The organism is Streptosporangium sandarakinum (assembly GCF_013409935.1).
GTDB lineage: Bacteria > Actinomycetota > Actinomycetes > Streptosporangiales > Streptosporangiaceae > Streptosporangium > Streptosporangium nondiastaticum.
In genome coordinates this window covers 1,381,660-1,405,238 of sequence record NZ_JACCCO010000001.1, presented here as the reverse complement: position 1 = coordinate 1,405,238, position 23,579 = coordinate 1,381,660, and the positions used below count along the sequence as shown (strand labels likewise).

Below are 23,579 nucleotides of genomic sequence, written 5' to 3'. Positions count from 1 at the left end.
ACCTCGTCACCGAGGCGGCGGAGGAGGATCACCGGAGGCGACGGGCTCCGGCGGCCGGGACGGCGGGGTAGATCTCCGGCCGGGCCCAGCCGCGCTCGGCGTAGGCGAGGACCACCGAGTCCTGTACGGCCTGCACCCGGTCCTCGGCGACCAGCGCGATGGCCGACCCGCCGAACCCGCCGCCGGTCATCCGCGCCCCCCGCGCCCCGCCGCGGACCGCCGCCTCCACGGCCACGTCCAGCTCCGGGCAGGACACCTCGAACTGGTCGCGCAGCGACAGGTGGGAGGCGTTCAGCAGGGCGCCGATCTCCTGAACGGCCCCGGCCCGCAGCAGCCCGATCACCGCCTCGACCCGGTGGTTCTCGGTCACCACGTGCTGGGTGCGCCTGCGCTCGTCGCCGCTGAGCCGCCCCAGGGCGGCCGCCAGGTCGGTCACGTCGCGCAGCGCGGCCACGCCCAGACGCCTGGCGGCCTCCTCGCAGTCGCGCCGACGCCGGGCGTACTGGCCGTCGGCCAGCTCGTGGCGGACCCCGGTGTTGATGATCAGCAGCCGCAGACCGTGCGCGGCCAGGTCGAACGGGACGTTCCTGCTCCCCAGGCTCCGGCAGTCGAGGAAGAGCGCCCTGCCCTCCTCGGCGAGCGCGGAGGCGGCCTGGTCCATGATCCCGCAGGGCATGCCCACGAAGTCGTTCTCGGCCCGCTGCGCGACCTGAGCGACCTCCATCTTCGTCATGCCCAGGCCGTACAGGTCGTTGAGGGCGGTGCCGACCGCCACCTCCAGTGCCGCGCTGGACGACAGCCCCGCCCCCTGCGGGACGTCCCCGTCGATCACCAGGTCGGCGCCCCGCACCGGGTGCCCCTCCTCGCGCAGCGCCCAGAACACCCCGACGGCGTAGCGGGCCCAGCCCGCGGCCCGCTCCAGATCCTCGACGGTCTCGACGCCCCCCGGCTCGGCCGCCTGGAGCGAGCGCAGCCGTACGACGCCGTCCTCGCGCGGCGAGACCGCCGCGGTGACCCCCCACGGCACCGCGAACGGCAGGACCAGCCCGTCGTTGTAGTCGGTGTGCTCGCCGATCAGGTTGACCCGTCCCGGAGCGTGCCACACCCCCTGGGGCTCCGTGCCGAAGGACTCACGAAAAGCATCAACAACGCGCATGGTCAAACACTCCTCAACAAGGTCCCTCCGTAGAGTAGCGAGTCCGGAACGCCCCTCCGACCTCGCAGGTCCCCAGAGGTCCCCGAAGGTCACAGCTTGAACGCGCCGCGCCCGCCGGATGTGCGAACGGGCCCGACCTTTGGTTGAATGCCGCAGTACGGCATGCGCGCGAGGGGCGGTAGCTCAGCCGGTTAGAGCAGGGGACTCATAATCCCTGGGTCGCGGGTTCGAGTCCCGCCCGCCCTACCTCTCGTTACCACCTCGGATGTGCCTTCGGCCTGCCTGTTCGCGGTCAGGGGCGGGCTTGCGGTGTCCGATCGTCTGCGGCTGTCTCTTCCCAGCGCCTTCCTACGCAGCCGCGGCATCATCCCGCGCATCGCCCGCCAAGGCATCGAGTCCGGCCGGAGATCGGGGCGCCACCGCTGGGTCGCCGAACGCGCCGTCTCCTGGCCGGCCGGCTGCCGCCGCCTACACCGACGCTACGAACGCCGAGCCGACCACTTCGCATCCTTCATCGCAGTCGTCGCAGCCCTCGTTCGCCACCGCCGACTCGCCAGATGAGTCGCCGTCCAAGGGGCGAGCTCTATGATCAGTTCGCCCTGATCGTTGAGTTTCGGAAGGTGTCGATCTCATGCGCCGCGCCATGGTCCTTCTGGGTGGCGTCGCCCTCGCCGTCGGCGCGTTCGTCCTCCTCTACCGGGGCCCGGGACAACCGTTCATCCGCGGTTACGTGAGCGACGTCGTCGCCACCATGCTGGTCTACGCGTTCCTGGGGCTGCTATGGCGCACCACGGTCGCACGCCGCGCCCTGGCCACGGCCGCGATCGCCGCCGCCGTCGAGCTCTATCAAATGGTCGGCATGACCCCGCCGGGCGTCGGCGGTGTCCTGGTCGGCGCGTTCCCCGACCCATGGGACCTGGTCGCCTACGCCGTCGGTGTGGTCGCGGCCGTGGCCTGGGAACGCCGATCGATCCGATCCGGTGATCGGACCGGCGGACTCCCGGACGCCACCCCACCGGCACGCTGACGGTACGGTCCCCACAGCGGCGAGGTCATCGGATCCGTCGCCGGCGTCACCGCCGCCCGGTGCCCATGGGCGCGAGGGCGGCGACCGCCGGCCGTACCCGCGACGGCGCCGCGCCCGCCCCTTCGGGCGGACGCGGCGGGGACGGAACCGTTCACACGATGGAGCCGGTCCAGAGCTCGGAGGCATTCCGGTAGGTCATGAACGTCTCACTGCAGAACGATGGAGCCGGTCCAGAGGTTGGAGGCATTCCGGTAGGCCATGTACGCCTCACTGTCGAAGTACGCCGAGACGCCGGTGTCGTACCGACTGTCGCCGTCGGTGTCGGAGACGCTGATCGTGATGCCGTTGAGATAGCCGGTACGGCTGTCGCTCGTGTAATGGGTCAGCCACGAGGAACCGAGAGAGCCCTCACCGGTGAAGGGGGAGTCCACGCCCACGGGCCGGTCCGCGCGGAGGCCGGTGACCTTCATGGCGAACGCCGGTCCGGTCGACCGTTCGAGGGTCTCGCCCGTGTAGGGCCGGCTGCCGTCGGGTTCGGGGCCGGAGGGGTAGCCGAAGACGTCGACCGTGGGTGCGAGCGGCTGGTTGAACGCGATTCCCTGGCCGCCGACGTTCTCGGTCATCTTGCCGACGTCGGTCAGCGCGTCCGGAGAAGAGAGGACGACACCGCGGTACACGTTGACGAAGGCGAGGTCGCTGTCGTAGTCCCGGATGTCGTCGAAGTCATAGGGAGTGGAGCCCTGCTTCCCGACGTACAGGCCGAACGGGGTCGTGCCCTCGGAGTAGCCGGGCACGAAGGCCCACTTGGCCAGCGCGCCGCCCGGTGCCTCGATGTCGAACAGGCAGTGACCCGCCGTCGCGACGATGTTCCAGTATTTCGACCACACGGCCGTGCCGGTGCACCAGTGCGGCTGGAGGTCACTGCCGATGAAGAACACCTTGCCCGAGGTCGTGGGCATCTCCGTCTCCGGTGAGGTCGGCCCTTCCCCCGGTGCGATGGAAACCGGGGAGCCGTCCGGAACGATGTCCGTGGGCAGGCGCTCCCCGCCGACCACGGTCTGCACGGTGTACGGCGTGGCGTTCCTCAGGTTGGCGGCTCCGTCGGCGAGCCAGAACCTCGCGACCTGCTGAGCCGTCTCCACGGTGGGGGCCAACTTGACCACCGCGACACTCGCGGCCTGTGCCGGCCCGGCGCCGACGGTGGAACCCAACACGCTCAAGCCGACACCCAACGCGACCAGTGCACGCTTCAAAGGATCTCCTGTCCGGTCATGAGGCGTCTTCGCGCCCCGTCAGCGTGAAGAACCGGCCGACCAACGGCCGGCGAACATCAAGATCGTAGTCTCGGCAGGGATTCGGTTCCAGATTTTTTAGATCACATGTTCGATACGGCGGACGACCGTGCCGGCCGCGGCCTGAGCGGTCGCCGACTCGTTTCGGGTCGGAGGTCCCGCCCCGGACCTCGATTCGCTTTACATGATTAATCATGATCTTTACTGTCGTCGGTATGGAGGTCACACTCACGACGGCGCGGGTCGAGGACGTGCCCGCCCTCGTCGCCTCGGCCGCCGCGCTCTTCCGGGAGGACGGCGGCAGGCGGGATCCGTTCATGGACGTGGACTGGCCGGCGAGGGACGGGCACGACTACTACCGGGGGATGGTGACGGGCGTGAGGAGCCTGGCGCTGCTCGCCCGGGCCGGTTCGCCCGACGGGCCGGTGGTCGGTCATCTCACCGCCCGGCTGCGGGGCCGGGACGAGCTCCGTCCGGACGCCGTCGTGGCCGAGCTGGTCAGCATGCGGGTGGACGAGGAGCATCGGGGGCACGGCGTGGGGGCCCGGCTCATCGAAGGATTCTTCGCGTGGGCCGGGGAGCGGGGCGCGAACCAGGCCGTGGTGTCCGCCTACGCGGCCAACACCGACGCCATCCGCTTCTACCGGGCGCGCGGGTTCGCTCCCATGCACGTCTCGCTTCGGGCGGACCTCGGCGCGTGAACCGCCGATCGCCCTCGGCGGGCACGGCCCACATCCAGGCCGGAGCGCGAACGTTTTTCCGTGACCGGTGTGGTGCGGTCGTCACAGACGGGCTTCGTCGCCGGTGTCGAGCGCGTGCCCGTCCGGCTCGAATTCGATGGCGTCCGCGCGGTGGTCGTCGTTAGCGTGTCACGGTGATCTACGAGCATCCTCTGGCGTACGTGCTCGGGCTGGAAGGCATCGCCCTGATGCGGGCATACACCGGCGAACACGACCGCGCGTTCGTCGAAGCGCGCCTGGCCGAGATCCGCGGGTTCCTCGACGACGCCTCCCTGGCCGACGCCGCCGTCGAGGTGGCCCGCGTGGACACCGTGGAGGGTTACCGGGTCTGGTCGCGGACCTACGACGGCCCCAACACCGCGTTCGACCTCGACGAGCCCTTCGTCAGGGAGATCGTCGACGCGCTGCCGGTCGGCGACGCCCTGGACGCGGCGTGCGGAACCGGCAGGATGGCGGCCTACCTGGCCGGTCGCGGCCATCGGGTGCGCGGCGTGGACGCCTCGCCCGACATGCTGGAGCGGGCGCGCCGCAGGGTGCCGCAGGCGGAGTTCCGGCTGGGCGACCTGTCCTCCCTGCCGCTGCCCGACGCGTCCGTCGACCTGGTGGTCTGCGCGCTGGCATTGACGCACGTGCCCGTACTGGACCCGGTGCTGGCCGAGTTCGCCCGGGTGTCGCGGCCCGGCGGGCATGTGGTGATCGCCGACATCCACCCCGAGGGCGTGGCGCGGGGAGTGATCCCGCCCGTGCGGCTGCCGGACGGCCGGCCCGGGAGGGTGGCCACCTACCGCCACCTGGTCGGGGACTACCTACGAGCCGCGCTGGCGGCGGGACTCCAGGTGCGGCGCTGCGAGGAGCCCAGGCATCCGCCGGGGGAGCCACGCGAACGGACCGGCGTCCTGGAGCCGTGGGACGTGTGGCCGTGGGCCCTGTGCGACCTGGCACCCGAGGCGGCGCACGCGGCCGTCGCCGGGACGCCGTCGATGCTGTTCTGGCACTTTCAGCGTTAGCCGGCTCTCCGCGGCCCGGGGTCTCAGCGGGCCTGCCCTCCCGGCAGGGCCGGTGTCCGGCGCAGCAGTACGGCCAGCACCCCGGTGGCCAGCAGGAGCACGGTGGCGAGCGCGACGACGCCCGGCCAGGCGGCGGCCGTCCAGGCGGGTCCGGCGAGACTGCCGAAGACCGACGAGCCCAGGTAGTACGTGAACAGGTAGAGCGAGGCGGCCTGGCCGGTGGACACGCCGCCGGCGTGCGCGCGGGCGGGCACCCACCCGCTGGCGAGGCCGTGGACGGCGAAGAAGCCCGCGGTGAGGAGCGCCAGCCCGGCCACGACGACCGGCAGCGAGGACGGCAGGGTCAGCAGGGCTCCGGCGACGGCGAGGAGGCAGCCCAGCGGCAGTACGGCGCGGCGCCCGCGGACGTCGGCGAGCCGGCCGAAGGCGGTGGAGCTGAGGGTGCCGAGCGGGTAGACGAGGAACACCAGGCTCGCGACGCCGAGGCCGAGGTCGAACGGCGGCCCCTGGAGCCGGAAGCCGACGGTGTTGAACACGGCGACGAGGGCTCCCATGGAGCAGCAGCCGATGGCGTAGAGGGTCACCAGCCCCGGGTCGGAGACCGCGCGCAGGCTCATGCGCAGCAGGGCGCGGGCGCCGGCCGGGGCCGGGACGAACCCGCGCGAGCGGGGGAGCAGCAGGCGGACGGCGACGGCGCACGCCAGGCCGAGGACCGCGGCCGCGGCGAGCGCCCAGCGCCAGCCGGCGGCCTCTCCCACGGCGCCCGTCACGAGACGGCCGATCATGCCGCCCAGGGCGGTGCCGCCGACGTACAGCCCGGCGGCGCGGGCGTGCGTCGAGGGGTGCAGTTCCTCGCGCAGGTAGGCGGTCGCCACGGCGGGCAGCCCGGCCAGCACGACGCCCTGGAGCAGGCGCAGCGCGAGCAGGGCGGACCAGCCGGGGGCCAGCGCGCACCCCGCCGCCACGACGGCGGAGGCCGTGACGGACAGGTGGATGAGGCGGGTGCGGCCCAGCACGTCGGACGCGGGACCGGCGACCAGCAGGGCGATCCCCAGGCCCAGCGTGGTCAGCGAGACGCTCAGCGTGCTGTCCCCGGTGGAGACCCCGAACTGCGCCGAGAGCTCGGGCAGGATCGCCTGGGTGCTGTACAGCAGGGCGAAGGTGGCCACCCCGGCGGCGAACAGCGCCACGACCACGCGCCGGTAGGCGCGCGACCCGGGCAGGTAGCCCTCCGGCGGGGCGCTCGGCCGGGGCGCCGCCTCCACGGTGTGCCGACTCATGCCTGTCTGTTCCTCGGTGTGGTGGATTCTCACTGACCTTCCGAGTCTCGGGCGCGACACCTGATACGTCCAATGTGCGTTCCGGCCGGTTTCGATACGCGACGCGTATGATTCATCCGTGCTGCTCCGGGATCTCGCCTGGCTGGTCGCGCTCGCCGACCACGGGCACGTCACCGACACCGCCGCGGTCCTCCGTACCAGCCAGCCGACGCTGTCGCGGGCCCTGGCCCGCGTGGAGGCCGAGCTCGGCGCCCGCGTGTTCGAGCGGGCGCACGGCGGCGTGCACCTGACGCCCACCGGGGAGATCGTGGTGGCAGCCGCGCGGGACCTCACCGCCCGCTACGACCAGTTGCTCTCCGACCTCGGGAGCGTGCTGGACCCGGACGCCGGGGTGGTACGGCTGGCCTTCCTCGACTCCATCGCCACCTCGCTCGTCCCCCGGCTGCTCCGCTCCTTCCACGGGCACGCGCCCCGGGTACGGGTGCTGTTGAGCCAGGAGCCCGCCCACGAGATCGGCCGTGACCTCGGCACCGGGGCCGTGGACCTCGCCATCACCTCCCCCCGCCCGCCCGGTGACCACGGCTGGTACCCCCTGCAGGAGGAGCGGCTGGTGCTCGTCGTGCCGCCCGGCCACCGCCTGCGGGACCGTGGACGGGTCCGGCTGGAGGAGCTGGCCGGCGAGGAGCTCGTCACCACACCGGCCGGCTTCGGCTACCGTTTCCTGGTCGACGCCCTCCTGCGGGACGCGGGGGTCTCTCCGGCGATCTCGTTCGAGAGCCAGGACCTCGCCACCATCGAGGGCCTCGTCGCCGCCGGGCTCGGCGTGGCGATCGTCCCCGAGCCCTTCGCCGGGCAGTCGGGCACCGTCGGGCTTCCCATCGCCTCCGAGGGCGCCCGCCGTACCATCGGCCTGACCTGGCGCACCGACCGTCCGCTGCCCGCCCCGGCCGCCCGCTTCCGCGACTACGTCACCGGGTCGGCGCGCCGGCCCGCCGTTCCCGGCCAGCCGGCCTCCTGACCAGGGCATACGGGGCGGAGCCCCAGGTACGGCGAGGGGATGAACGGGCGCCCGAAGGGGCGCGGCGCCGACGCGTGCCGGGTCTACGACGCGCGGGAGCACGGCCTGGCCGGGGACGGTGTCACCAGCGACCAGCCGACCGGCGAGGGCACGGCCTACCGGCTCCCGGACGCCCCGTTCCCGCGGCCGGGGATCACCATCGACGCCCCCGTGGGCGTGCTCGACCTCGACGGCGGCCGGATCTGGGACGACCAGCGGGAGCCCTCCCAGACGCGTTCGACGTGGACCACCGAGCGGGCGTCCGGCACGACCGACCGGCGGCAGGGCAACGAGGAGGACGCCGGGGGCCGAGGAGGCCGGGACGGGCGGTGAGAAGGGCACCGACGGTCTGAGGACGCCGGGGGACGGCGGAGCGGGGAGGACATCGGTGGCCTGATCGGTGTCCCGGCCCGGCCGGGGTCCGTCCACGCCGTGTTCGTTGACGTCGTGTTCGTCCGCGTCGTGTTCGCTCGCGTCGCGTTGGTCAGAGCCAGCCGCGGGCGGCGGCCGCCGCGCCGGCCTGGAAGCGGGTCGTCACGCCGAGCCGCTCGACCACGGCGGCGATCTTGCGGGTGGCCGTCCGCGCGCTGACGCCCAGGTGCCGGCCGATGGCCTCGTCCTTGAGGCCGGCGTTCAGCAACCGCAGCACGAGCAGGTCCTCCTCGGGCGGCCGCTCGTCCGTCGTCTGCGGCAGGCCCGTCAGCGGCCGGCCGCGTTCCCAGTAGACCTCGAACAGCTCGACGAGCGCGTCGAGCAGCCGGGAGGGGTGCAGCAGCGCGATGTTGTCGTACACCCCGTCCACCAGCGGGAACAGGCCGACCCTGCGGTCGGCGATGCGCAGCTTGAACGGCAGGTGCTCGACGAAGCGGGAGCGTTCGCCCTCCTCGGCCAGCCGTACCAGGGTCTCCAGGCGGCCCGGGCGGTACAGGGAGTCGGCGCAGTAGACCACGCGGATGTCCACGCCACGCGTCAGCAGGCTCCGGGTGGTCTCCAGTTCCGACTCGTTGGTGTCCGTCGAGTCGTCGGGGCGGCCGACGTAGGGCGGGCGGTCGAAGCCGAGCAGTTCGGTGCCGACCGTCCGCTGCAGCTCGGTGACGACCCGCTTGACGGCCTCCTCCCCCGCCAGGACCTCCACGACCCCGGCCGGGCCGGACTCCATCCGGCCCGAGTGGTAGAGCTGGGTGAAGTCCGAGACGACCGTCCTGACCGCGGCCAGCCGCGTCTCGGTCTCCAGCCGCCGCCGGTCCACCAGCCACTCGATCGCCGCCTCCGGGGGCACCGCCTCGTACCGGCCGGGCCCGCCGCGGCGCAGCAGCCCGGCATCGGCCAGGTGGGCCAGCGCGGAACGCACCCGGGCCGGGCCGACGCCGAGCTCGGCGGCCATCTCCCCCGTCCGCCGGCCGGGCCGGCGCAGCAGCAGCCGGTACACCCGTTCGTCGAAGTCCGTGACGCCCACGGCGCCGAGCACGGACCGATCGCCCACGGAGCACCTGCCGAAATGTCGTTTTTGGTCATGTGGCCGAAAATGCCAGCACTATATCTCGACAGGGATCAACGCCGGACGCTTGACTCCGTAGCGGCCCTCCGGTGATCCTCCCCGGACGGGTGACCAGGCTCATCCCCCCAGAGGCGCAATGTTCCGCAACCCCCGCGTCCATCGTGTGTCGGCGCTGGCCGCCGCGCTGGCGGTCACCGCCATCGCCCCGGCCATCGCCCAACCCGCCGCCGCGTCGGCACCCTCCGCGACCGCCCCCGCCCCCGCGGCGTACATCGTCACCCTGGCCGAACCGCCGCTGGCCACCTACGACGGCGGTACGGAGGGCATCGCCCCCACCAGGGGCCGCAAGGGCAAGAAGGTCGACACCACCAGTTCCCACGCCAGGCGCTACCGCGACCGCCTGACCGACCGGCAGAACGAGGTGGCCCGCAGCGTCGGCGCCGCCGCCACCGGCCACCACGCGGTCGCCTCCAACAGCTTCACCGCCCAGCTCACCCCGGCCCAGGCGCTGCGGCTGCACGCGACCCAGGGCGTGGTGTCGGTCGTCCCCGACACCCTGCGCAAGGCCTTGGACGACCGCAACTCCACCGACTTCCTCGGCCTGTCGGGCGACGCCGGCCTGTGGGCGAAGCTCGGTGGCACCGGCAAGGCGGGCAAGGGCGTCGTCGTCGGCGTCATCGACACGGGCATCTGGCCGGAGAACCCCTCCTTCGCCGCTCCGGCCCTCGGCACGGAGCCGCCCACGAGCGCCGAACCGTACCGGCCCTACCTGAAGGACGGGGCCACGGTCATGAAGAAGGCCGACGGGGCCACGTTCACCGGCCTGTGCCAGACCGGCGAGGAGTTCGCCGCGAGCCTGTGCAACCAGAAGGTCATCAGCGCCCGGTACTTCGGCGAGCAGTGGCTGAGGGGCAACCCGCCCGACAAGCGCGCCGACTACGTCTCCCCGCGGGACGCGCAGGGCCACGGCTCGCACACCGCCGGCACCGCGGCGGGCGACCACGCCGTCCAGGCCACGGCGAACGGCGTCGACTACGGTGCGATCTCCGGCGTCGCCCCCGGCGCGGCCGTCGCCGTCTACAAGGCCCTCTGGCAGGGCAAGGACGGCGGCACGACGGGCGGCTACACCTCCGACCTCGTGGCGGCCGTCGACCAGGCGGTCGCCGACGGCGTCGATGTGATCAACTACTCGGTCGGCGGCATGTTCGAGTCGGCGGCCGACGACCCGGTCCAGCGCGCCTTCCTGGCCGCCGCCGAGGCCGGGGTCTTCGTCGCGACGGCGGGGGGCAACTCCGGTCCCGACCCGTCCACGCTGGACAACACGATGCCGTGGACGACGACGGTCGCGGCCGGCACGATCGCGCCCTGGCAGGCCGAGGTCCGGCTCGGCGACGGCACGGTCGTCCGCGGCGTGAGCACCACGGTCGTCGCCCCGTTCGGGCCCAAGCCGCTGGTCACGGCACTGTCGGTGAAGACGGGCACGGCCACCGAGTCCGACGCGCAGATCTGCGCGGCCGGCTCGCTCGACCCCGCCAAGACCGCCGGGAAGATCGTCTACTGCCTGCGCGGGACCACGGCCCGCGTGGACAAGTCGGCCGAGGTCAAGCGGGCCGGAGGCGTCGGCATGGTGCTGGGCAACCCGACCGACCAGAGCACCGACGCAGACCTGCACTCCGTGCCGACCGTGCACGTCAACGCCCCCGACGCGGACAAGGTCGCCGGCTACGCGGCCACCGCGGGCGCGACGGCCACGTTCGCCCCGGCCGCCTCCGGTGGCGAGCCGTACCCGCAGGTCGCGAGTTTCTCCTCGCGCGGCCCCTCGCTCGGCAACAACGGTGACCTGCTCAAGCCGGACGTCACCGCGCCGGGCGTGGCGATCCTGGCCGCCGTGGCGCCTCCCGGCAACGGCGGCAAGGACTTCGACTTCTACTCCGGCACCTCCATGGCCACCCCGCACGTCGCCGGCCTGGCCGCCCTCTACCTCGGCGAGCACCCGCTCCTGTCGCCGATGGCGATCAAGTCGGCCATGATGACCACCGCCTACGACACCAAGACCCCGGACGTGTTCGCCCAGGGCGCAGGGCACGTCGACCCGGCCCGCATGCTCACCCCGGGCCTGGTCTACGACGCGGGCGCCGAGGACTGGTACGGCTACCTGGAGGGCAAGGGCGTCAAGACCGGCACCGGCGCCAAGCCGCTGGCCGGGACCGACGTGAACTACCCGACGATCTCCGTCGGCGACCTCTTCGGCTCGCGGACGGTCACCCGCAAGGTCACCGCCGTCACCCCGGGCGTCTACCACTCGGCGATCGAACTGCCCGGTTTCAAGACCAAGGTCAAGCCGTCCACGCTGGTCTTCAAGAAGGCGGGTGAGACCAAGGAGTTCACCGTCTCCATGGAGATGCTCCCGTCGACCACCACGGACACCGTCGTCGGGCGGCTCACGTGGACCGGCGCGGGCACGACCGTGCGCAGCTCGATCGTCGCCACCCCGCTGAGCGCGCGGGCGCCCGCCGAGGTGAAGGGCACCGGCGCCGACGGCTCGGTGGGCTTCGAGGTGACGCCCGGAACGAAGAAGTTCTCGGTCACCCCGTACGGTCTCGTGTCGGCGGACGAGGTGCCGGGCACCGTCAACGAGAGCGAGGTGTGGGGCCGCGACATCCCGGTCACGATCACCGACGACGCCAAGGCCGTCTCGTTCAAGCTCAGGGCGGCGAACCCCGAGGCCCAGGTCGGCGGACTCCTCTTCTATGAGGAGAACGGCACGCGCGAGTTCGTGTCGTGGGTGTTCAGCCTGGACGGCGACTCCCGCGCCGTGCTGGCCCACCCGCGCCCCGGCAGGTACACCCTGGTCGTGCTCACCCTCGGGGACCTGCCCGGGACCACGTCCACCGACTTCCTCACCCAGGTCAACCTCGTGACCGCCGACAACGCGCGCGGCACGCTCACACTGACGCCGAACAAGCCGAAGGCGACCGTCGGCACGCCGATCCCGCTGACGGCCTCCTGGACGAAGGCGACGCAGCGGACGAACACCGGCTACGTCGAGTACCCCAACGGCTTCGGGACGATCGTCACGATCAACTGACGCGGTTCCCCCGTCCGGCTCCCGGGCCCCCGTCCGCCTGCCCGGCGGGCGGGGGCCCGCCGTCGTCACCCGACCACCTGGCTGTCGTCCCCGGCGAACAGCCCGGCGGCGTCATCCTCTCCGGCGGAACCGGCCGAACAACCCCCGCCTTCTCTGCGGGGGAGCGGGCTCGGGCCCCGGGGTCTCCTCCCGGGCCGGGTGACGGTCGCGCCAGTCGCGGACGACCTCCTCGACGTCGAAGGGCATCAGGTTCAGCGGGGGACCGGACAGGGCCTTGCGGTGCCCCTCGACGATCTCCTCGTTGATCTCCCCGATGGTCCGGCGGACCTCGTCCTCCGAGCGCGCCTCGGCGGCCGCGGCCCGCGCCTCCTCGGCCTTCTTACGCAGAGCGAGCGTGCCGGGCAGCGGGAACGACAGGCCCTCCGAGTGGAGTTTCTGCTTGATCCACCACATCTCCTCGTACGGCTCGCCCTCGCCGGGCAGCGGTTTGCCCGCGCCGGGCAGGTCGTCGAACGCGCCGCGCTCCGCGGCCTCACGGATCTGCCGGTCGACCCACGTCTCGAAGTTGACACCGAGTGGCCTGCGCTCCGTCATCGCCCGCCTCCAGCACGCCGGACAGTGGCGTTTCCGAGCATAGCCACCGGCGTCGGCCGCCCCGGCGGGCCCTGCCCGGACGGACGAACGGACGAACGGACGAACGGACGAACGGACGAACGGGCGAACGGGCGGGCGGGCGGGCGGGCGGACGGGCGACCGGAGCCGCCCGTGCCGCCGCCCCCGCCCGCCGTCCGCCCGGTGACCCGGACAGGGCGGGCACGCGGCTCTCCGGGTTCCACCCGGGACACGAACGCCGGTGCGGGAGGGGCTGGCGGAATGCGGTGTATCGACATACCGTGTCATCGTCCGGTTAAGATCATCATTTCTCTGCTGACATGTCCGCTGATACGTCCGCCGGTCTTCCTCCCCCCCATTCCGGAAGGCGGAGCCGTGGTCCATCTGGTCATCGGGTGCCGATTCATGATCGGTGTCATCTTCCTCATCGCCGCCGCCGGGAAGCTGGGCGGTCCCGGCCGGTTCGGCGCCTTCGTGCGGTCGCTGCGCCGGATGGAGGTGCTGCCCTCGGGCCTGGTACGGCCGGCGGCACTGGCGTTCGCGGCGGCCGAGGTGGTGATCGTGCTGCTGCTGGCCGTACCGGCGCGGGCGGCGGGGACGGCGGGGTTCGGTGTGGCCGCGGCGCTGCTGGCCGCCTTCACCGCCGGCATCGCGATGTCGCTCGCCCGGGGCAACCGGGAACCGTGCTCGTGCTTCGGCCGGTCCGAGACGCCGCTGGGCGCCGGCCACGTGGTCCGCAACCTGGTGCTCGTCGCGGTGGCGCTGCTGGGCCTGGCGGCCTCCGCCGCCTCTCCCGCCGGGCGGGGCCCGGAGTTCGGCGAGGCGGCGGTCGCCGGGCTGGCCGGGCTCGTCGCGGGCGTCCTGGTGACCGTGATCGACGACCTCGTCGCGCTGTTCCGGCCGGCGCGGAACACAAGCGATAGGAGAACCCATGACCGCTCTCGTCGCCGTACTCACCGTGGTCTCGCTGCTCAACCTGCTGCTCACCGTCGGCCTGCTGCGCAAGGTCAGGGAGCAGGCCGACCGGCTGGCGGAGGTCGAGGCGGGCGTGCCGCCGATGCTGCCGGACGGCGTGGAGATCGGTGACTTCGCCACGGTCACGCTCGACGGCGAGCCGCTGACGCGGGCGGACCTCACCGGCGAGGTGTACGTCGGCTTCTTCAACTGGAACTGCGAGGTCTGCCACGACCGCCTGCCGCAGTTCATCGCCGAGGCGGAGCGGAGGTCCGACCCGCGGCAGGTCCTCGCGGTGGTGCGCGGCACGCCGGAGCTGGCGGTGGAGATGACGTCACGGCTCGACCCGGTGGCGCGGGTCGTGGTGGAGGAGAAACGCGGCCCGGTGCAGGTCGCCTTCCATCTCTACGCGACCCCGGCGTTCTGCGTCCTCAACCCCGACCACACCATCCGGGCCAGCGGATACGAGCCGGGCCTGGCGGCGGCGAGGCCATGACCGGCCCGTCGGGGACCGGGGAGGAGCCCGAGTCCGGTTTCGCCGGTCCCGCCGGTCTCACCGTCCCGTCGCCGACCGGCGGCGAGCCCGCGACCCCGCCGCGAACCGGTGACGGCACGGCGGCCCGGATCGTCGAGGCGGCGCGGCTCGCCGTACGGGCGGCTCCCGGGCGGCTGGCGCTCTACGTCGTCGTGACCCTGGTGTCGGCGGCGCTGCCGGTCGGCACCGCGTGGCTCACCCGGGCGATCGTCAACGGCCTGACCGGGGACTCCGGTCTCGGTGAGCCCGCGCTGCTCGCCGGGGCCCTGGGCGCCACGGTGCTCGGGTCGATGGCGCTGACCGCCGCCGGGACGTTCCTGCGCGCCGAGGTGGAACGGGAGATCGGCGCCCTCGCCAAGGAACGGCTGTTCACCGCGGTGGCGCGGATCCGCGGTCTCGCCCCGTTCGAGGACCCGGCCTTCCTCGACCGGCTGCAGCTCGCCGACGAGTCCGGCGGGCGCGGGCCGAACCGGGTGATCGAGGGACTCCTCGGCGTCTCGCGCAGCGCCCTCACGATCTCCGGGCTGCTCGGCCTGGTGAGCGCGCTGAGCCCGCTGATGGCGGTGATCGTGCTGCTGTCCGGCGTCCCGGTGCTCGCCGCCGAGCTCCTGCTCGGCAAACACCGCGCGGCCGCGTTCTGGGAGATCACCCCGGCGGAGCGGCGGGAGATCTTCTACCGCGACCTGCTCGCGACGGAACGGGCCGCCAAGGAGGTGCGCCTCCTCGGCCTGGGCGGGTTCGTGCGCGGCCGGATGCTGGCGGAACGGCGGGCGCACGAGGCGACGCAGCGCCGGGTGGACCGCCGGGAGTTCGCCGTCCGGGCGGGCCTGGGCCTGGTCGGTGTCGCGGTGCTGGTGCCGGGACTGGTGTGGGCGGTCGCGGCGGCGCGCGCCGGCCGGCTGAGCGTCGGTGACGTCGCGATGTTCATCACCGCCGTCATGGGCGTGCAGGCGGCGCTCGGCGGCGTGGCGCAGGACATCGCCAGGGCGCACGAGTCGCTGTTGCTCTTCCGGCACTACCTCACGGTGCTGCGGGGCGTCCCGGACCTGCCGGTGGCCGTACGGCCGGCCGCGCTGCCGCCGCTGCGGCGGGGCATCGAGCTGCGGGACGTGTGGTTCCGCTACTCCGAGGGCCACCCCTGGGTGCTGCGCGGGGTGAACCTGGTGATCCCGTACGGCCGGGCCGTCGCCCTGGTGGGGCTCAACGGCGCGGGAAAGTCCACGCTGGTCAAGCTGCTGTGCCGCTTCTACGACCCGACCCGGGGCGCGGTGCTGTGGGACGGCGTCGACATCCGCGAGGCCGATCCGGACGCGCTGCGCGGGCGGATCAGCGCCGTGTTCCAGGACTACATGGACTACGAGCTGACCGCGGCCGAGAACGTCGGCGTCGGCGACCTGGACGCGCTGCACGACCAGGACCGCATCGAGGCGGCGGCGCGGCGGGCGGGGGTGCACGAGACGCTCGCCGCGCTGCCGGACGGTTACCGGACCCTGCTGAGCCGCCGGTTCACCAGCGACGTGGACAGGGAGGCGGTCGGGGTCGGCCTGTCCGGCGGGCAGCGGCAGCGCGTCGCGCTGGCCCGCGCCTTCATGCGCGCCGACCGGGACCTCGTCATCCTCGACGAGCCGAGCGCCGGGCTGGACGCCGCCGCCGAGCACGAGGTGCACACGAGCCTCAAGGAGTACCGGAACGGCCTCACGAGCCTGCTGATCTCGCACCGCCTGGGCGCGGTCCGGGACGCCGACCGCATCGTGGTGCTGTCCGGCGGCGTGGTCGTGGAGGAGGGGAGCCATGACGAGCTGGTCGCCGCCGGCGGTGAGTACGCGCGGCTGTTCACCCTGCAGGCGTCGGGATACCGGTCCAGGACGGCGGTGTGACATGGAGTCGGCGGTCCGGCACGGGGACGGCGGTGCGATGTGGGACCGGCGGGACGGGACGAGGACGGTGGTGTGACGTGTGGTGGCTGATCCCCGCGGCCCTGGCCGTGGCCGCCGCTGCGGCGCTCCGGTGGGCGCGGCGGCTCGTGGTGGCGACGGTCAGCGGGCCCAGCATGGAACCGGCCTTCGCGGACGGGGACCGCGTGCTGGCCAGGCCGGTGCGGCCGGGGCGGGTCCGGCCGGGGCAGGTGGTCGTGGTGCTGCCCGAGTACGAGGGCGTCCGGCCGCGGCGGCCGGCCCGCCGGCTGCTGATCAAACGGGTGGTGGCCGTGCCGGGCGACCCGGTGCCGGACGGCCTCGGGCCGGCGCTGGCCGGGGCCGCGGGCACGCCGGTGCCGAGCGACCGGTTCGTGCTGCTCGGGGACAATCCTGGGCACAGCGTGGACTCCCGCCAGGAGGGATTCTTCGCCGCCGCCCGGATACAGGGCGTCGTGGTGAGGCGGCTCGGAGAGACTGCCGGAAATAATTCACAATGAGTGCATTGACGTATTTAGTTGATGCAAGTAAGACTATGGATAAATTAATGACCGTTCCGGCGAAAGGTCTCTGAGATGAAGCTCGTCAACGGCGTCACCGACCGGATCATCTCCCTTCTCGGCCGTAAGGCGACCGCGCACGCGACGCCCGTCAAGGGCAGCTGCGTGTCCGGATGTGGCGGCGACGGCGTCTGGACCGGCGCGAAGGCCGACGGCGGCAGGCGTCCCTGCTGCTGATCCGCGTCCGGCGTGCGGCGGGCACCCGCCCGCCGCACGCGTTCCGGAATTCCGGTCCGCGCCGTCTCGTCTCGAATCACCGTTAATCGCTCCGGAATCCGGAGGGGAATTCCTTTGCGTGGCGCGGAACGCGCGACGGCGGCCATTTCGCGTACGATCGGTTTTCCGGTGGCGCCCGCCTCCACGGCCCGTCCGGGGCCGCGCCGGCCCGCTCGTCCCGGGGCCCGGAGCGGACGGCCACGCCGCATTCCCGGAGAATCCCTGGAGCGACCATGAGGATCGGCATCATCGGCGCCGGAAACATCGGCGGCGCCCTCACCCGGCGGCTGACGGACCTCGGTCACGAGGTGACGGTGGCCAACTCGCGCGGCCCGCAGACCCTCGCCGACCTGGCCTCGGAGACCGGGGCGAAGGCGGTGACCGTCGAGGAGGCGCCGCGCGGGGCCGACCTCGTCGTGATCACGATCCCGGAGTGCCGGGTGCCCGAGCTGCCTTCCGGCCTCTTCGACGGGGTGCCGGACGACGTGGTCGTCGTCGACACCGGCAACTACTACCCCCGGCAGCGTGACGGCCGCATCAAGGAGATCGAGTCCGGCCTGCCGGAGAGCCGCTGGGTGGAAAAGCGCCTCGGCCGTCCGGTGATCAAGGCGTTCAACAACATCTACGCCCGGCACCTCGCCGAGCACGGCCGTCCCGCCGGGGCCCCGGGGCGCGTGGCCCTGCCGGTCGCAGGCGACGACGAGGCCGCGAAAAGGGTCGTCATGGACCTGGTCGACCAGCTCGGCTTCGACCCGGTCGACGCCGGCGGCCTGGACGACTCCTGGCGCCAGCAGCCCGGCACTCCCGTCTACGCCACGGACAAGGACGCCGAAGGGGTCCGCGAGGCACTGGCCGGGGCGAGCCGGGAGCGCGGCCCGGAATGGCGGGCCACCGACGGCAGCCCGGGCACCTTCATGGCCCCGGCCTGAACCACACCGGCCCGAACGCGGTGGCCTGGACATCCTGACCCGGCGCTCAAGCCCGGCCGGGGTGATCCGGGCGTTCCGGCCCGGGCGGGGCCGGAACGGTCCGGGCGGGCGCCGGTCAGCGGCTGATCGCCTCATAGGCCGCCACGGTGGCGAGGCTGTAGCCCAGATGCGGGACCAGGTCCGACAGCCAGCCCTCCGTCCCCCACTCGCGAGGGTCGGTGAGCCCCAGCGTCACCATCGGCGCGTTGCCCGCGACCATCACCGCCGCGCCCACGGCGAGCACGGCCAGCGGCCGGGGGAGACGGGGCACGGCCCGCCGGAACAGCCCGTAGGCCACCCCCACTCCGAGGCCGGCCGCCATGCCGAGCAGCGGGCCGATGCCCTCCTTGCGGTGCTCGGCGGTCTCCTCCTCGCCCAGGTCGAGGCCGGTCTTGCCGGCGAGGATCCCCGCGGCCTGCTCGGGCGTGGAACTCGGCCCCCGGCCGCGGACGGCCATGTCGAGGTAGGTCAGGGCGTTGAGGGCCACGGTTCCGGCGGCGCCGGCGATCAGGCCGTTCCTGCATGCGTGGGCCACTGCTGGTCCTCACCTTCCGTGTGGGGTCCTCCGGCGGGCCGACGGGACGCCCGCGGCGGCCGGTGGGACGGCGCGGGCGCCGCGGCGTGCGGCCTGCCGGTTCCCTACCCCGGCGTCCGGTTCGTACGGCCAGGCGTTCCCGAAGCCGTCCTCAACTCACGGCCTCGGAGAGTAGATCGCCATCGGTCCTGGCACCCTCGCGCGGCGCGTCCGAGAGCGCCGGGCGACGGCGGCGGAGGAGGTCGGGAACGAGGGTGGCGATCCCGATCGCGGCCAGGGCGGCGCCGAGCCACAGCGGGGCGCGCAGGCCGAAGACGTCGACGCCCAGCCCGCCGGCCCAGGACCCGATGATGACGCCGAGGGTGATGAAGGAGGTGTGGACGGTGTTGACCAGCGGCCCGGCGTTCCCGGCCCGCTGGACGCGGGCGGTCATCGCCGCGTTGAGGGTGACCCCTGCCAGGCCGATCCCCATCATGAACGTCACGGCGGGGACCGGGAGATGGGCCAGCAGCGCGAACCCGGTGAGGAAGACGAGGTTCAGGACCAGGCCGCAGAACAGCACGGCGAGGGTGTGCCGGTCGGCGAGACGCCCGACGACGACGTTCCCGGCCACGGTGGCGGCGCCGTAGGCGACGAGCAGCAGCGGGACGGTCCCGGCGGCGAAGCCGGTGACCCCGGTGAGGACCGGGGTGAAGTAGGTGAAGGCCGCGAACGTCGCGCCGATGATGAACGTGCTGGTGGACAACGTCAGCCACAGGCGCGGGGCGCGGAAGGCGGCCAGTTCGCTCCGGAGGTTCCCGCCGTCGCCGGCGCGCTCCAGACGCGGCACCCCGGCGAGCGTGGCCAGGGCGGCGATCACCGTCAGGACGCCGACGGCCCAGAAGGCGGCGCGCCAGCCCAGCCGTTCGCCGATCAGGGTGGACAGCGGCATGCCGAGCAGCGTGCCGAGCATCAGGCCGTTCATGGCCGCCGCGACGGCCCGGCCCCGCGCCTCGGGACGCGCCAGTCGCAGGCACAGTGAGATCGAGATCCCGAAGAACGCCTGGGAGGCGGCTCCGGTGATCACCCGCGCCACCGTCATGACCCCGTAGCCGGGGGCGACGGCGGCCAGCACGTTGCCCGCCAGGAAGACGGCGAACAGCGCCGTCAGCGCCGTCTTCGGGTTCACCCGGAGCAGCGCCACGGTCAGGAACGGGCCGCCTGCGGCCATGGCCGCCGCGAAGGCGGTGACGAGGTAGCCGACCTGCGGGACGGTGACGCCCAGCCCCTCCGCGATCTGCGGCATGAGACCGGCGACGGCGAACTCGCTGGTCACCATGGCGAAGATGCCGAGGGCCATTATGTGTACGGCGCGATGCACGGTTCTCCTTGGGAGATCGGTTTTGGATTGATCGATTCAAAACATGGGCATGGGAGGGCGGCGTGGAGTCCCGGGGCTTCGGGGGCGGGTTCCAGGCCGGCGCCCGGCGGTCCTGGGCCGGTGGATCGGTGGGCCCATGGGCCGGTGGTTCGGGGTGAGTGGATCGGTGGGCCGGTGGTCAGCGGTCCGGGGTGGCCGGCCCGGGGTCGGAAGGCGCGGGTTCGCGGGTGAGCGCGTCCATCGCCGTCGCCACGATGGCCTCCAGTGTGGCGCGGTCGGCGCCTCCCTGGCTCGAGACCCGCAGCCCCGCGATCACCGCGTTGACGAAGCGGGCCAGGGAGCCCGCGTCGCGGGAGGAGGTGATGCCGCCCTCGCGCTGTCCCGCCTCCAGCGCCGCGCGCATGACGGCCAGCCGGCGCGCGGTGTCGCGTTCCAGCATTCCGGCCGCCTCCGGGTCCCGGTCGGCGAGCTCCACGACCGTGTTGACGGCCAGGCAGCCGCGCCGGTCGTCCGGGTCGTCGCCGATCACCATGGCGAACAGGGTGCGGATCCGCTCCGCGCCGGGCCTGCCCTCGTCCTCCAGGACGGCGAACTGGGCGGCGTCCATGGTCTCGATGTAGCGGGCCAGCGCGCGCTTGAACAGGTCGTGCTTGCTGGCGAAGGCGTTGTAGATGCTGCTGCGGCCCAGTCCGGTGGCGTCGCACAGGTCCTGGGTCGAGGTGGCCTCGTAGCCCTTCTCCCAGAAGGCGTGCATCGCCGCGTCCAGGGCCCGGTCCTCGTCGAACGTCCTCGGCCGTGCCATGCGGTCACCGTAACATTTTTGGAATGATCGGTACAGTACGGCTCGCACCCCACCGGGAGCCGCTTACGGCGAGTGGCCTTCGAGGGCCACGAGGACGGTACGGCCCGCCTGGCCTTCCGGCGTACGGCCCACGTGGCCTTCGGCGTACGGCCCACGTGGCCTTCCGGCGTACGGCCCGCGCGGCGACGACCGCCGCGCGGGCCGTACGGTCGGCCGGGGTCAGCGCAGCGCGGTGGCCCGGTCGAGGGCCGGGGGCGTCACGGGACCCTGGGCGAAGTGGGCACGGAACGCCTCGTAGTCGCGGCTGCCGCGCACGGCGTCGGTGAACCCGGCGAACGCGGTGTAGCCGTCATCGCCGATCAGGGTGTAGGCCAGGGCGGCGAGCCGGTAGGTGCGCCCGGTCTCCAGGGGCCTGCCGTCGATCAGGACGTCGGCGGGGTTCACCCGGTCGCCGACCGGCCGGGTGGCGTCGTAGGAGTAGCGGACGTTGCCGGAGACGGCCAGCGGGGCGAAGCGCACCGAGCCGTTCGCCTGGGTCTGCCACTGCTGTTCCAGTGCCTGCTCGATCGCCGCGCCGGTGACGGAGACGGTGACCACCGGGTTGGCGTAGCCGAAGGCCGACCACGCCTCACCGAACAGCACCGTGCCGTCGGCGTCGGCCGGGTTGGTCCCCTTGGCGTACCGCAGGTCGCCGCGGAGCGCCACCGAGCCCTTGACCGGGGCGACGGCGACCATCGCGAGGTCGGCGTTCCCGCCCGGGGTGCGCCGGGAGTCGGCGTACTCGGCGTCGGCGGCGAAGTTGCCGAGCGTGCTCTCGCCGTCGGCGTCGCGGGTCCGCGTGAGGTCCCCGGTGATCGTGCCGACCGGCCGGGCGTAGGTCTGCCCGCCCCGGTTCACCCAGTGGTCGACGAGCGTGACCATCTCGGGGTCGGCGGGCACGTCACGGGTGACCGGGTGGTTGACCGAGGTGGTCGCCGAGCGGATCACGTCCCGGGTGGCCGGGTCGATCCGCAGGTTGATCTCGTTGATCAGCCTGCCGTGGTTGGCCGCCTCGACCACCGGGCGCGGGTCGCCCGCCGGGTCCGGCACCGAGCAGTTGAACAGGGCGTGCCAGTGGCCGGTGACGATCGCGTCGATGTCCGGGGTGACCTGCCGGGCGAAGTCGAACACCGGGCCCGTGGGGTTGGCGTTGCACCGGTCGTAGACGTCGCCCGCGGTGCCGCCCTCGTGCACGTTGGCCACGATCGCCTCCACGCCCCGGCGCTTCAGCTCGGCGGCGTAGCGGTTGGCGGTCTCCACCAGCGAGAGGTTGTCCAGAGTCGGCTGGTAGGAGGTCGAGCCGCCCACCGTGGTGGGGGTCGTCAGGTTGATGAAGCCCACCGGGATCTTCGGCCCGCGTTCCGGCTTCACCCACCGGATGACGTACGGCGCGAGCAGCGGCTTGCCCGACCCCTTGGCGGTGATGTTCGCCGAGGAGAACGGGAAGTCCGCGCCGTGGAAGCGCCGGCCGGTCGAGTCGGTGAAGCAACTGTCCACGTCGACCTCGCCGAAGCAGCGGCCCTTGCCCATGTGGTCGCGCAGGAACGACGGCGACAGGTCGAGCTCGTGGTTTCCGACGGCGCTGAACTCCACGCCGACGCGGTTGAGGAACTCGATGGTCGGCTCGTCGGCGTGGTAGGCGACCTCGGTCGGCCAGCCGCTGAAGTTGTCGCCGGTGGAGAAGGTGATCGAGTTCTTGTGGCCGGCCCGGAGCCGCTTCAGGTGGGTGGCGATGTAGGGGGCGCCGCCGACCACGATCGTCCTGCCCTCGGCGTCCTTGACGGTGCCGTTGGCCGCGTCGTCGTGCGGGCGCAGATAGCCGTGCAGGTCGGTGATGGACAGCAGTTGCACGTCCACGGGCCGCTCGTGCGGCGGCCGGGCCTGGGCGATGCCCGGCTGGGTCGTGACGAGCGCGGTCAGGGCCAGGCCCGCCACGATGGGGAGCCTTCGGGGGAGGAGTCGCACGCGTGTTCCTTGGGGTCGTACGGGTTGAAGATCCCGTACAGCCGATCAGGCGCGCCTTACGACTTTCCACCAATTAGTTATCAAAAAGGAGAAATCTGAGGACTGCTCCCCGGACTCCTTTTTGTTAATCAGTGTCGGCTTGAATCACCAAGCTTGCCTTATTTTTGAATTGTTCCTTATTTCGACTTCTAGGGTTATTGTCCCTTTAGCCTTAAATGAACCTTTCTGTCCCCTCGATGGCGCCGGTCCCGGCTCACCCCGCCCCGGGGAGGGTCGTCCCCGGCTCCCCCGGGTCGCCGTCCGCCAGGGCGTCGCGGGCGTCCATGAGGGCGAAGCCGAGGAGGTTGGACCCCCGCCAGGCGGCGGGGGAGGCGGCGCGCGCGTCGTCCGCCGCGAGCCCGATGCCCCAGATCCGGTCCACCGGGCTGGCCTCGACCAGGACCCGGCCGCGGGTGCCCAGCAGGAACTCCCTCAGCTCCGGGTGCGCGCCGAACTTCGCGACACCGCCGCGCACCACGATCCCGTAGCGATGCTCGCGCCAGACGGCCTCGTCGAAGCCCCGGACCTCGCGGCCGAGCCGCTTGACCTCATCGGGATGCCGGGCGCCGAGGATTCGTTCGGCGGTCTCGTCGTCGCCGAACAACCACGCCTTGCGGGCCATCATGTAGTGCTCCGCGGAGCGGAAGACGTGCCCGTCCACCGTGAAGGGGGCCTCCCACCACTGGCTGAGGCACCCCGGGCCGACGCCTCCGCCGCGTGGCGGCCGGTGCCCCCAGAAGAACAGGTGGCGGAGCGCCACGCCGTTCCGCTCGGCGGTCACGGCCTCGGCGACCGAACGGGGGAGTCTGCTCATTCCGGACACCGGCTCACCATGTCACGCACGGCCGCGGCCGGGCCACCGGATTGACGGGCGCGCCGCCTCGGCGCCCCACCGCCCCGGCACGCCGCCGCCCCGGCGCCCCGGCACGCCGTACG

The 23,579-nt window shown here is 72.9% G+C and carries 21 protein-coding genes, 1 tRNA gene and 2 pseudogenes; 14 read left to right on the top strand and 10 right to left on the bottom strand.

Annotated features, from left to right (window positions below):
• Positions 1 to 28: 28 nt before the first annotated feature.
• Positions 29 to 1,156 (bottom strand): galactokinase, encoded by a 1,128-nt coding sequence (galK, locus tag HDA43_RS06135; RefSeq protein ID WP_179818740.1) that lies wholly within the window; start codon positions 1,154 to 1,156, stop codon positions 29 to 31.
• Between the two features lie 172 nt (positions 1,157 to 1,328).
• On the opposite strand from galK, the gene HDA43_RS06130 reads away from it, so the two are divergent.
• From HDA43_RS06130 to HDA43_RS06120, 3 genes and pseudogenes are all read left to right on the top strand, one after another.
• Positions 1,329 to 1,402: transfer RNA gene (locus HDA43_RS06130), tRNA-Ile, on the top strand.
• Between the two features lie 99 nt (positions 1,403 to 1,501).
• Positions 1,502 to 1,717: pseudogene (locus HDA43_RS06125) on the top strand (IS5/IS1182 family transposase); the annotation flags it as partial.
• Positions 1,718 to 1,787: 70 nt separating this feature from the next.
• Positions 1,788 to 2,183 (top strand): DUF2809 domain-containing protein, encoded by a 396-nt coding sequence (locus tag HDA43_RS06120; protein ID WP_179818738.1) that lies wholly within the window; start codon positions 1,788 to 1,790, stop codon positions 2,181 to 2,183.
• Positions 2,184 to 2,389: 206 nt separating this feature from the next.
• On the opposite strand, the gene HDA43_RS06115 is transcribed toward HDA43_RS06120, so the two are convergent.
• Positions 2,390 to 3,397, bottom strand: a complete 1,008-nt coding sequence (locus HDA43_RS06115) for a trypsin-like serine peptidase (RefSeq protein ID WP_312873384.1) — start codon at positions 3,395 to 3,397, stop codon at positions 2,390 to 2,392.
• A 293-nt stretch (positions 3,398 to 3,690) separates the two neighbouring features.
• On the opposite strand from HDA43_RS06115, the gene HDA43_RS06110 reads away from it, so the two are divergent.
• Positions 3,691 to 4,176 (top strand): GNAT family N-acetyltransferase, encoded by a 486-nt coding sequence (locus HDA43_RS06110; protein ID WP_179818736.1) that lies wholly within the window; start codon positions 3,691 to 3,693, stop codon positions 4,174 to 4,176.
• 173 nt (positions 4,177 to 4,349) lie between these two features.
• Positions 4,350 to 5,222: a class I SAM-dependent methyltransferase gene (locus HDA43_RS06105; protein WP_179818735.1), complete on the top strand. Its 873-nt coding sequence runs from the start codon at positions 4,350 to 4,352 to the stop codon at positions 5,220 to 5,222.
• A 23-nt stretch (positions 5,223 to 5,245) separates the two neighbouring features.
• On the opposite strand, the gene HDA43_RS06100 is transcribed toward HDA43_RS06105, so the two are convergent.
• Positions 5,246 to 6,502: an MFS transporter gene (locus HDA43_RS06100; RefSeq protein WP_179818734.1), complete on the bottom strand. Its 1,257-nt coding sequence runs from the start codon at positions 6,500 to 6,502 to the stop codon at positions 5,246 to 5,248.
• Positions 6,503 to 6,620: 118 nt separating this feature from the next.
• Between HDA43_RS06100 and HDA43_RS06095 the strand changes: the two genes are divergently transcribed.
• Both HDA43_RS06095 and HDA43_RS06090 read left to right on the top strand, forming a co-directional pair.
• The gene (locus tag HDA43_RS06095) at positions 6,621 to 7,520 is read left to right on the top strand and encodes a LysR family transcriptional regulator (protein WP_179818733.1); all 900 of its coding nucleotides are present in this window, start codon (positions 6,621 to 6,623) and stop codon (positions 7,518 to 7,520) included.
• Positions 7,521 to 7,559: 39 nt separating this feature from the next.
• Positions 7,560 to 7,892, top strand: coding sequence for a hypothetical protein (locus HDA43_RS06090; RefSeq protein ID WP_179818732.1), 333 nt, complete (start codon positions 7,560 to 7,562; stop codon positions 7,890 to 7,892).
• 151 nt (positions 7,893 to 8,043) lie between these two features.
• On the opposite strand, the gene HDA43_RS06085 is transcribed toward HDA43_RS06090, so the two are convergent.
• Complete coding sequence (locus HDA43_RS06085) at positions 8,044 to 9,042, bottom strand: helix-turn-helix domain-containing protein (protein ID WP_218911618.1); 999 nt, start codon at positions 9,040 to 9,042, stop codon at positions 8,044 to 8,046.
• 151 nt (positions 9,043 to 9,193) lie between these two features.
• On the opposite strand from HDA43_RS06085, the gene HDA43_RS35770 reads away from it, so the two are divergent.
• The gene (locus HDA43_RS35770) at positions 9,194 to 12,145 is read left to right on the top strand and encodes a S8 family serine peptidase (RefSeq protein WP_179818731.1); all 2,952 of its coding nucleotides are present in this window, start codon (positions 9,194 to 9,196) and stop codon (positions 12,143 to 12,145) included.
• A 111-nt stretch (positions 12,146 to 12,256) separates the two neighbouring features.
• On the opposite strand, the gene HDA43_RS06075 is transcribed toward HDA43_RS35770, so the two are convergent.
• The gene (locus HDA43_RS06075; RefSeq protein ID WP_179818730.1) at positions 12,257 to 12,739 is read right to left on the bottom strand and encodes a DnaJ family domain-containing protein; all 483 of its coding nucleotides are present in this window, start codon (positions 12,737 to 12,739) and stop codon (positions 12,257 to 12,259) included.
• A gap of 279 nt (positions 12,740 to 13,018) precedes the next feature.
• On the opposite strand from HDA43_RS06075, the pseudogene HDA43_RS36635 reads away from it, so the two are divergent.
• The 6 genes and pseudogenes from HDA43_RS36635 to HDA43_RS06050 form a co-directional block, all read left to right on the top strand.
• Positions 13,019 to 13,522: pseudogene (locus HDA43_RS36635) on the top strand (MauE/DoxX family redox-associated membrane protein); the annotation flags it as partial.
• Between the two features lie 166 nt (positions 13,523 to 13,688).
• The gene (locus tag HDA43_RS36630) at positions 13,689 to 14,207 is read left to right on the top strand and encodes a thioredoxin domain-containing protein (RefSeq protein WP_362746251.1); all 519 of its coding nucleotides are present in this window, start codon (positions 13,689 to 13,691) and stop codon (positions 14,205 to 14,207) included.
• Positions 14,204 to 16,123, top strand: coding sequence for an ABC transporter ATP-binding protein (locus tag HDA43_RS06065; protein WP_179818728.1), 1,920 nt, complete (start codon positions 14,204 to 14,206; stop codon positions 16,121 to 16,123). The genes HDA43_RS36630 and HDA43_RS06065 overlap by 4 nt, the downstream gene beginning before the upstream one ends.
• 77 nt (positions 16,124 to 16,200) lie before the next feature.
• Entirely contained in the window at positions 16,201 to 16,659 is a 459-nt protein-coding gene (locus HDA43_RS06060) for a S26 family signal peptidase (RefSeq protein WP_179818727.1), read from the top strand.
• 75 nt (positions 16,660 to 16,734) lie between these two features.
• On the top strand, positions 16,735 to 16,896 hold the full coding sequence (locus HDA43_RS06055; RefSeq protein ID WP_179818726.1) for a hypothetical protein: 162 nt from the start codon (positions 16,735 to 16,737) through the stop codon (positions 16,894 to 16,896).
• Positions 16,897 to 17,153: 257 nt separating this feature from the next.
• The gene (locus HDA43_RS06050; protein ID WP_376770493.1) at positions 17,154 to 17,864 is read left to right on the top strand and encodes an NADPH-dependent F420 reductase; all 711 of its coding nucleotides are present in this window, start codon (positions 17,154 to 17,156) and stop codon (positions 17,862 to 17,864) included.
• A gap of 115 nt (positions 17,865 to 17,979) precedes the next feature.
• On the opposite strand, the gene HDA43_RS06045 is transcribed toward HDA43_RS06050, so the two are convergent.
• From HDA43_RS06045 to ybiA, 5 genes are all read right to left on the bottom strand, one after another.
• Complete coding sequence (locus HDA43_RS06045; RefSeq protein WP_179818724.1) at positions 17,980 to 18,438, bottom strand: hypothetical protein; 459 nt, start codon at positions 18,436 to 18,438, stop codon at positions 17,980 to 17,982.
• 151 nt (positions 18,439 to 18,589) lie between these two features.
• On the bottom strand, positions 18,590 to 19,798 hold the full coding sequence (locus HDA43_RS06040) for an MFS transporter (RefSeq protein ID WP_179818723.1): 1,209 nt from the start codon (positions 19,796 to 19,798) through the stop codon (positions 18,590 to 18,592).
• Positions 19,799 to 19,976: 178 nt separating this feature from the next.
• Positions 19,977 to 20,600 carry a TetR/AcrR family transcriptional regulator gene (locus HDA43_RS06035; RefSeq protein WP_179818722.1) on the bottom strand — a complete coding sequence of 208 codons (624 nt, stop codon included), beginning with the start codon at positions 20,598 to 20,600 and terminating at the stop codon, positions 19,977 to 19,979.
• A gap of 219 nt (positions 20,601 to 20,819) precedes the next feature.
• Positions 20,820 to 22,604 carry a bifunctional metallophosphatase/5'-nucleotidase gene (locus HDA43_RS06030; RefSeq protein ID WP_218911617.1) on the bottom strand — a complete coding sequence of 595 codons (1,785 nt, stop codon included), beginning with the start codon at positions 22,602 to 22,604 and terminating at the stop codon, positions 20,820 to 20,822.
• Between the two features lie 253 nt (positions 22,605 to 22,857).
• Positions 22,858 to 23,457, bottom strand: a complete 600-nt coding sequence (gene ybiA / locus HDA43_RS06025) for a riboflavin biosynthesis intermediates N-glycosidase (protein WP_179818721.1) — start codon at positions 23,455 to 23,457, stop codon at positions 22,858 to 22,860.
• Positions 23,458 to 23,579 lie beyond the last annotated feature (122 nt).

Bases quoted from the DNA above. Each gene is read 5' to 3' on its own strand.
- galK (WP_179818740.1), bottom strand. From the start codon at position 1,156: ATGCGCGTTGTTGATGCTTTTCGTGAGTCCTTCGGCACGGAGCCCCAG.
- HDA43_RS06120 (WP_179818738.1), top strand. From the start codon at position 1,788: ATGCGCCGCGCCATGGTCCTTCTGGGTGGCGTCGCCCTCGCCGTCGGC.
- HDA43_RS06110 (WP_179818736.1), top strand. From the start codon at position 3,691: ATGGAGGTCACACTCACGACGGCGCGGGTCGAGGACGTGCCCGCCCTC.
- HDA43_RS06100 (WP_179818734.1), bottom strand. From the start codon at position 6,502: ATGAGTCGGCACACCGTGGAGGCGGCGCCCCGGCCGAGCGCCCCGCCG.
- HDA43_RS06090 (WP_179818732.1), top strand. From the start codon at position 7,560: ATGAACGGGCGCCCGAAGGGGCGCGGCGCCGACGCGTGCCGGGTCTAC.
- HDA43_RS35770 (WP_179818731.1), top strand. From the start codon at position 9,194: ATGTTCCGCAACCCCCGCGTCCATCGTGTGTCGGCGCTGGCCGCCGCG.
- HDA43_RS06075 (WP_179818730.1), bottom strand. From the start codon at position 12,739: ATGACGGAGCGCAGGCCACTCGGTGTCAACTTCGAGACGTGGGTCGAC.
- HDA43_RS36630 (WP_362746251.1), top strand. From the start codon at position 13,689: ATGACCGCTCTCGTCGCCGTACTCACCGTGGTCTCGCTGCTCAACCTG.
- HDA43_RS06065 (WP_179818728.1), top strand. From the start codon at position 14,204: ATGACCGGCCCGTCGGGGACCGGGGAGGAGCCCGAGTCCGGTTTCGCC.
- HDA43_RS06055 (WP_179818726.1), top strand. From the start codon at position 16,735: ATGAAGCTCGTCAACGGCGTCACCGACCGGATCATCTCCCTTCTCGGC.
- HDA43_RS06035 (WP_179818722.1), bottom strand. From the start codon at position 20,600: ATGGCACGGCCGAGGACGTTCGACGAGGACCGGGCCCTGGACGCGGCG.
- ybiA (WP_179818721.1), bottom strand. From the start codon at position 23,457: ATGAGCAGACTCCCCCGTTCGGTCGCCGAGGCCGTGACCGCCGAGCGG.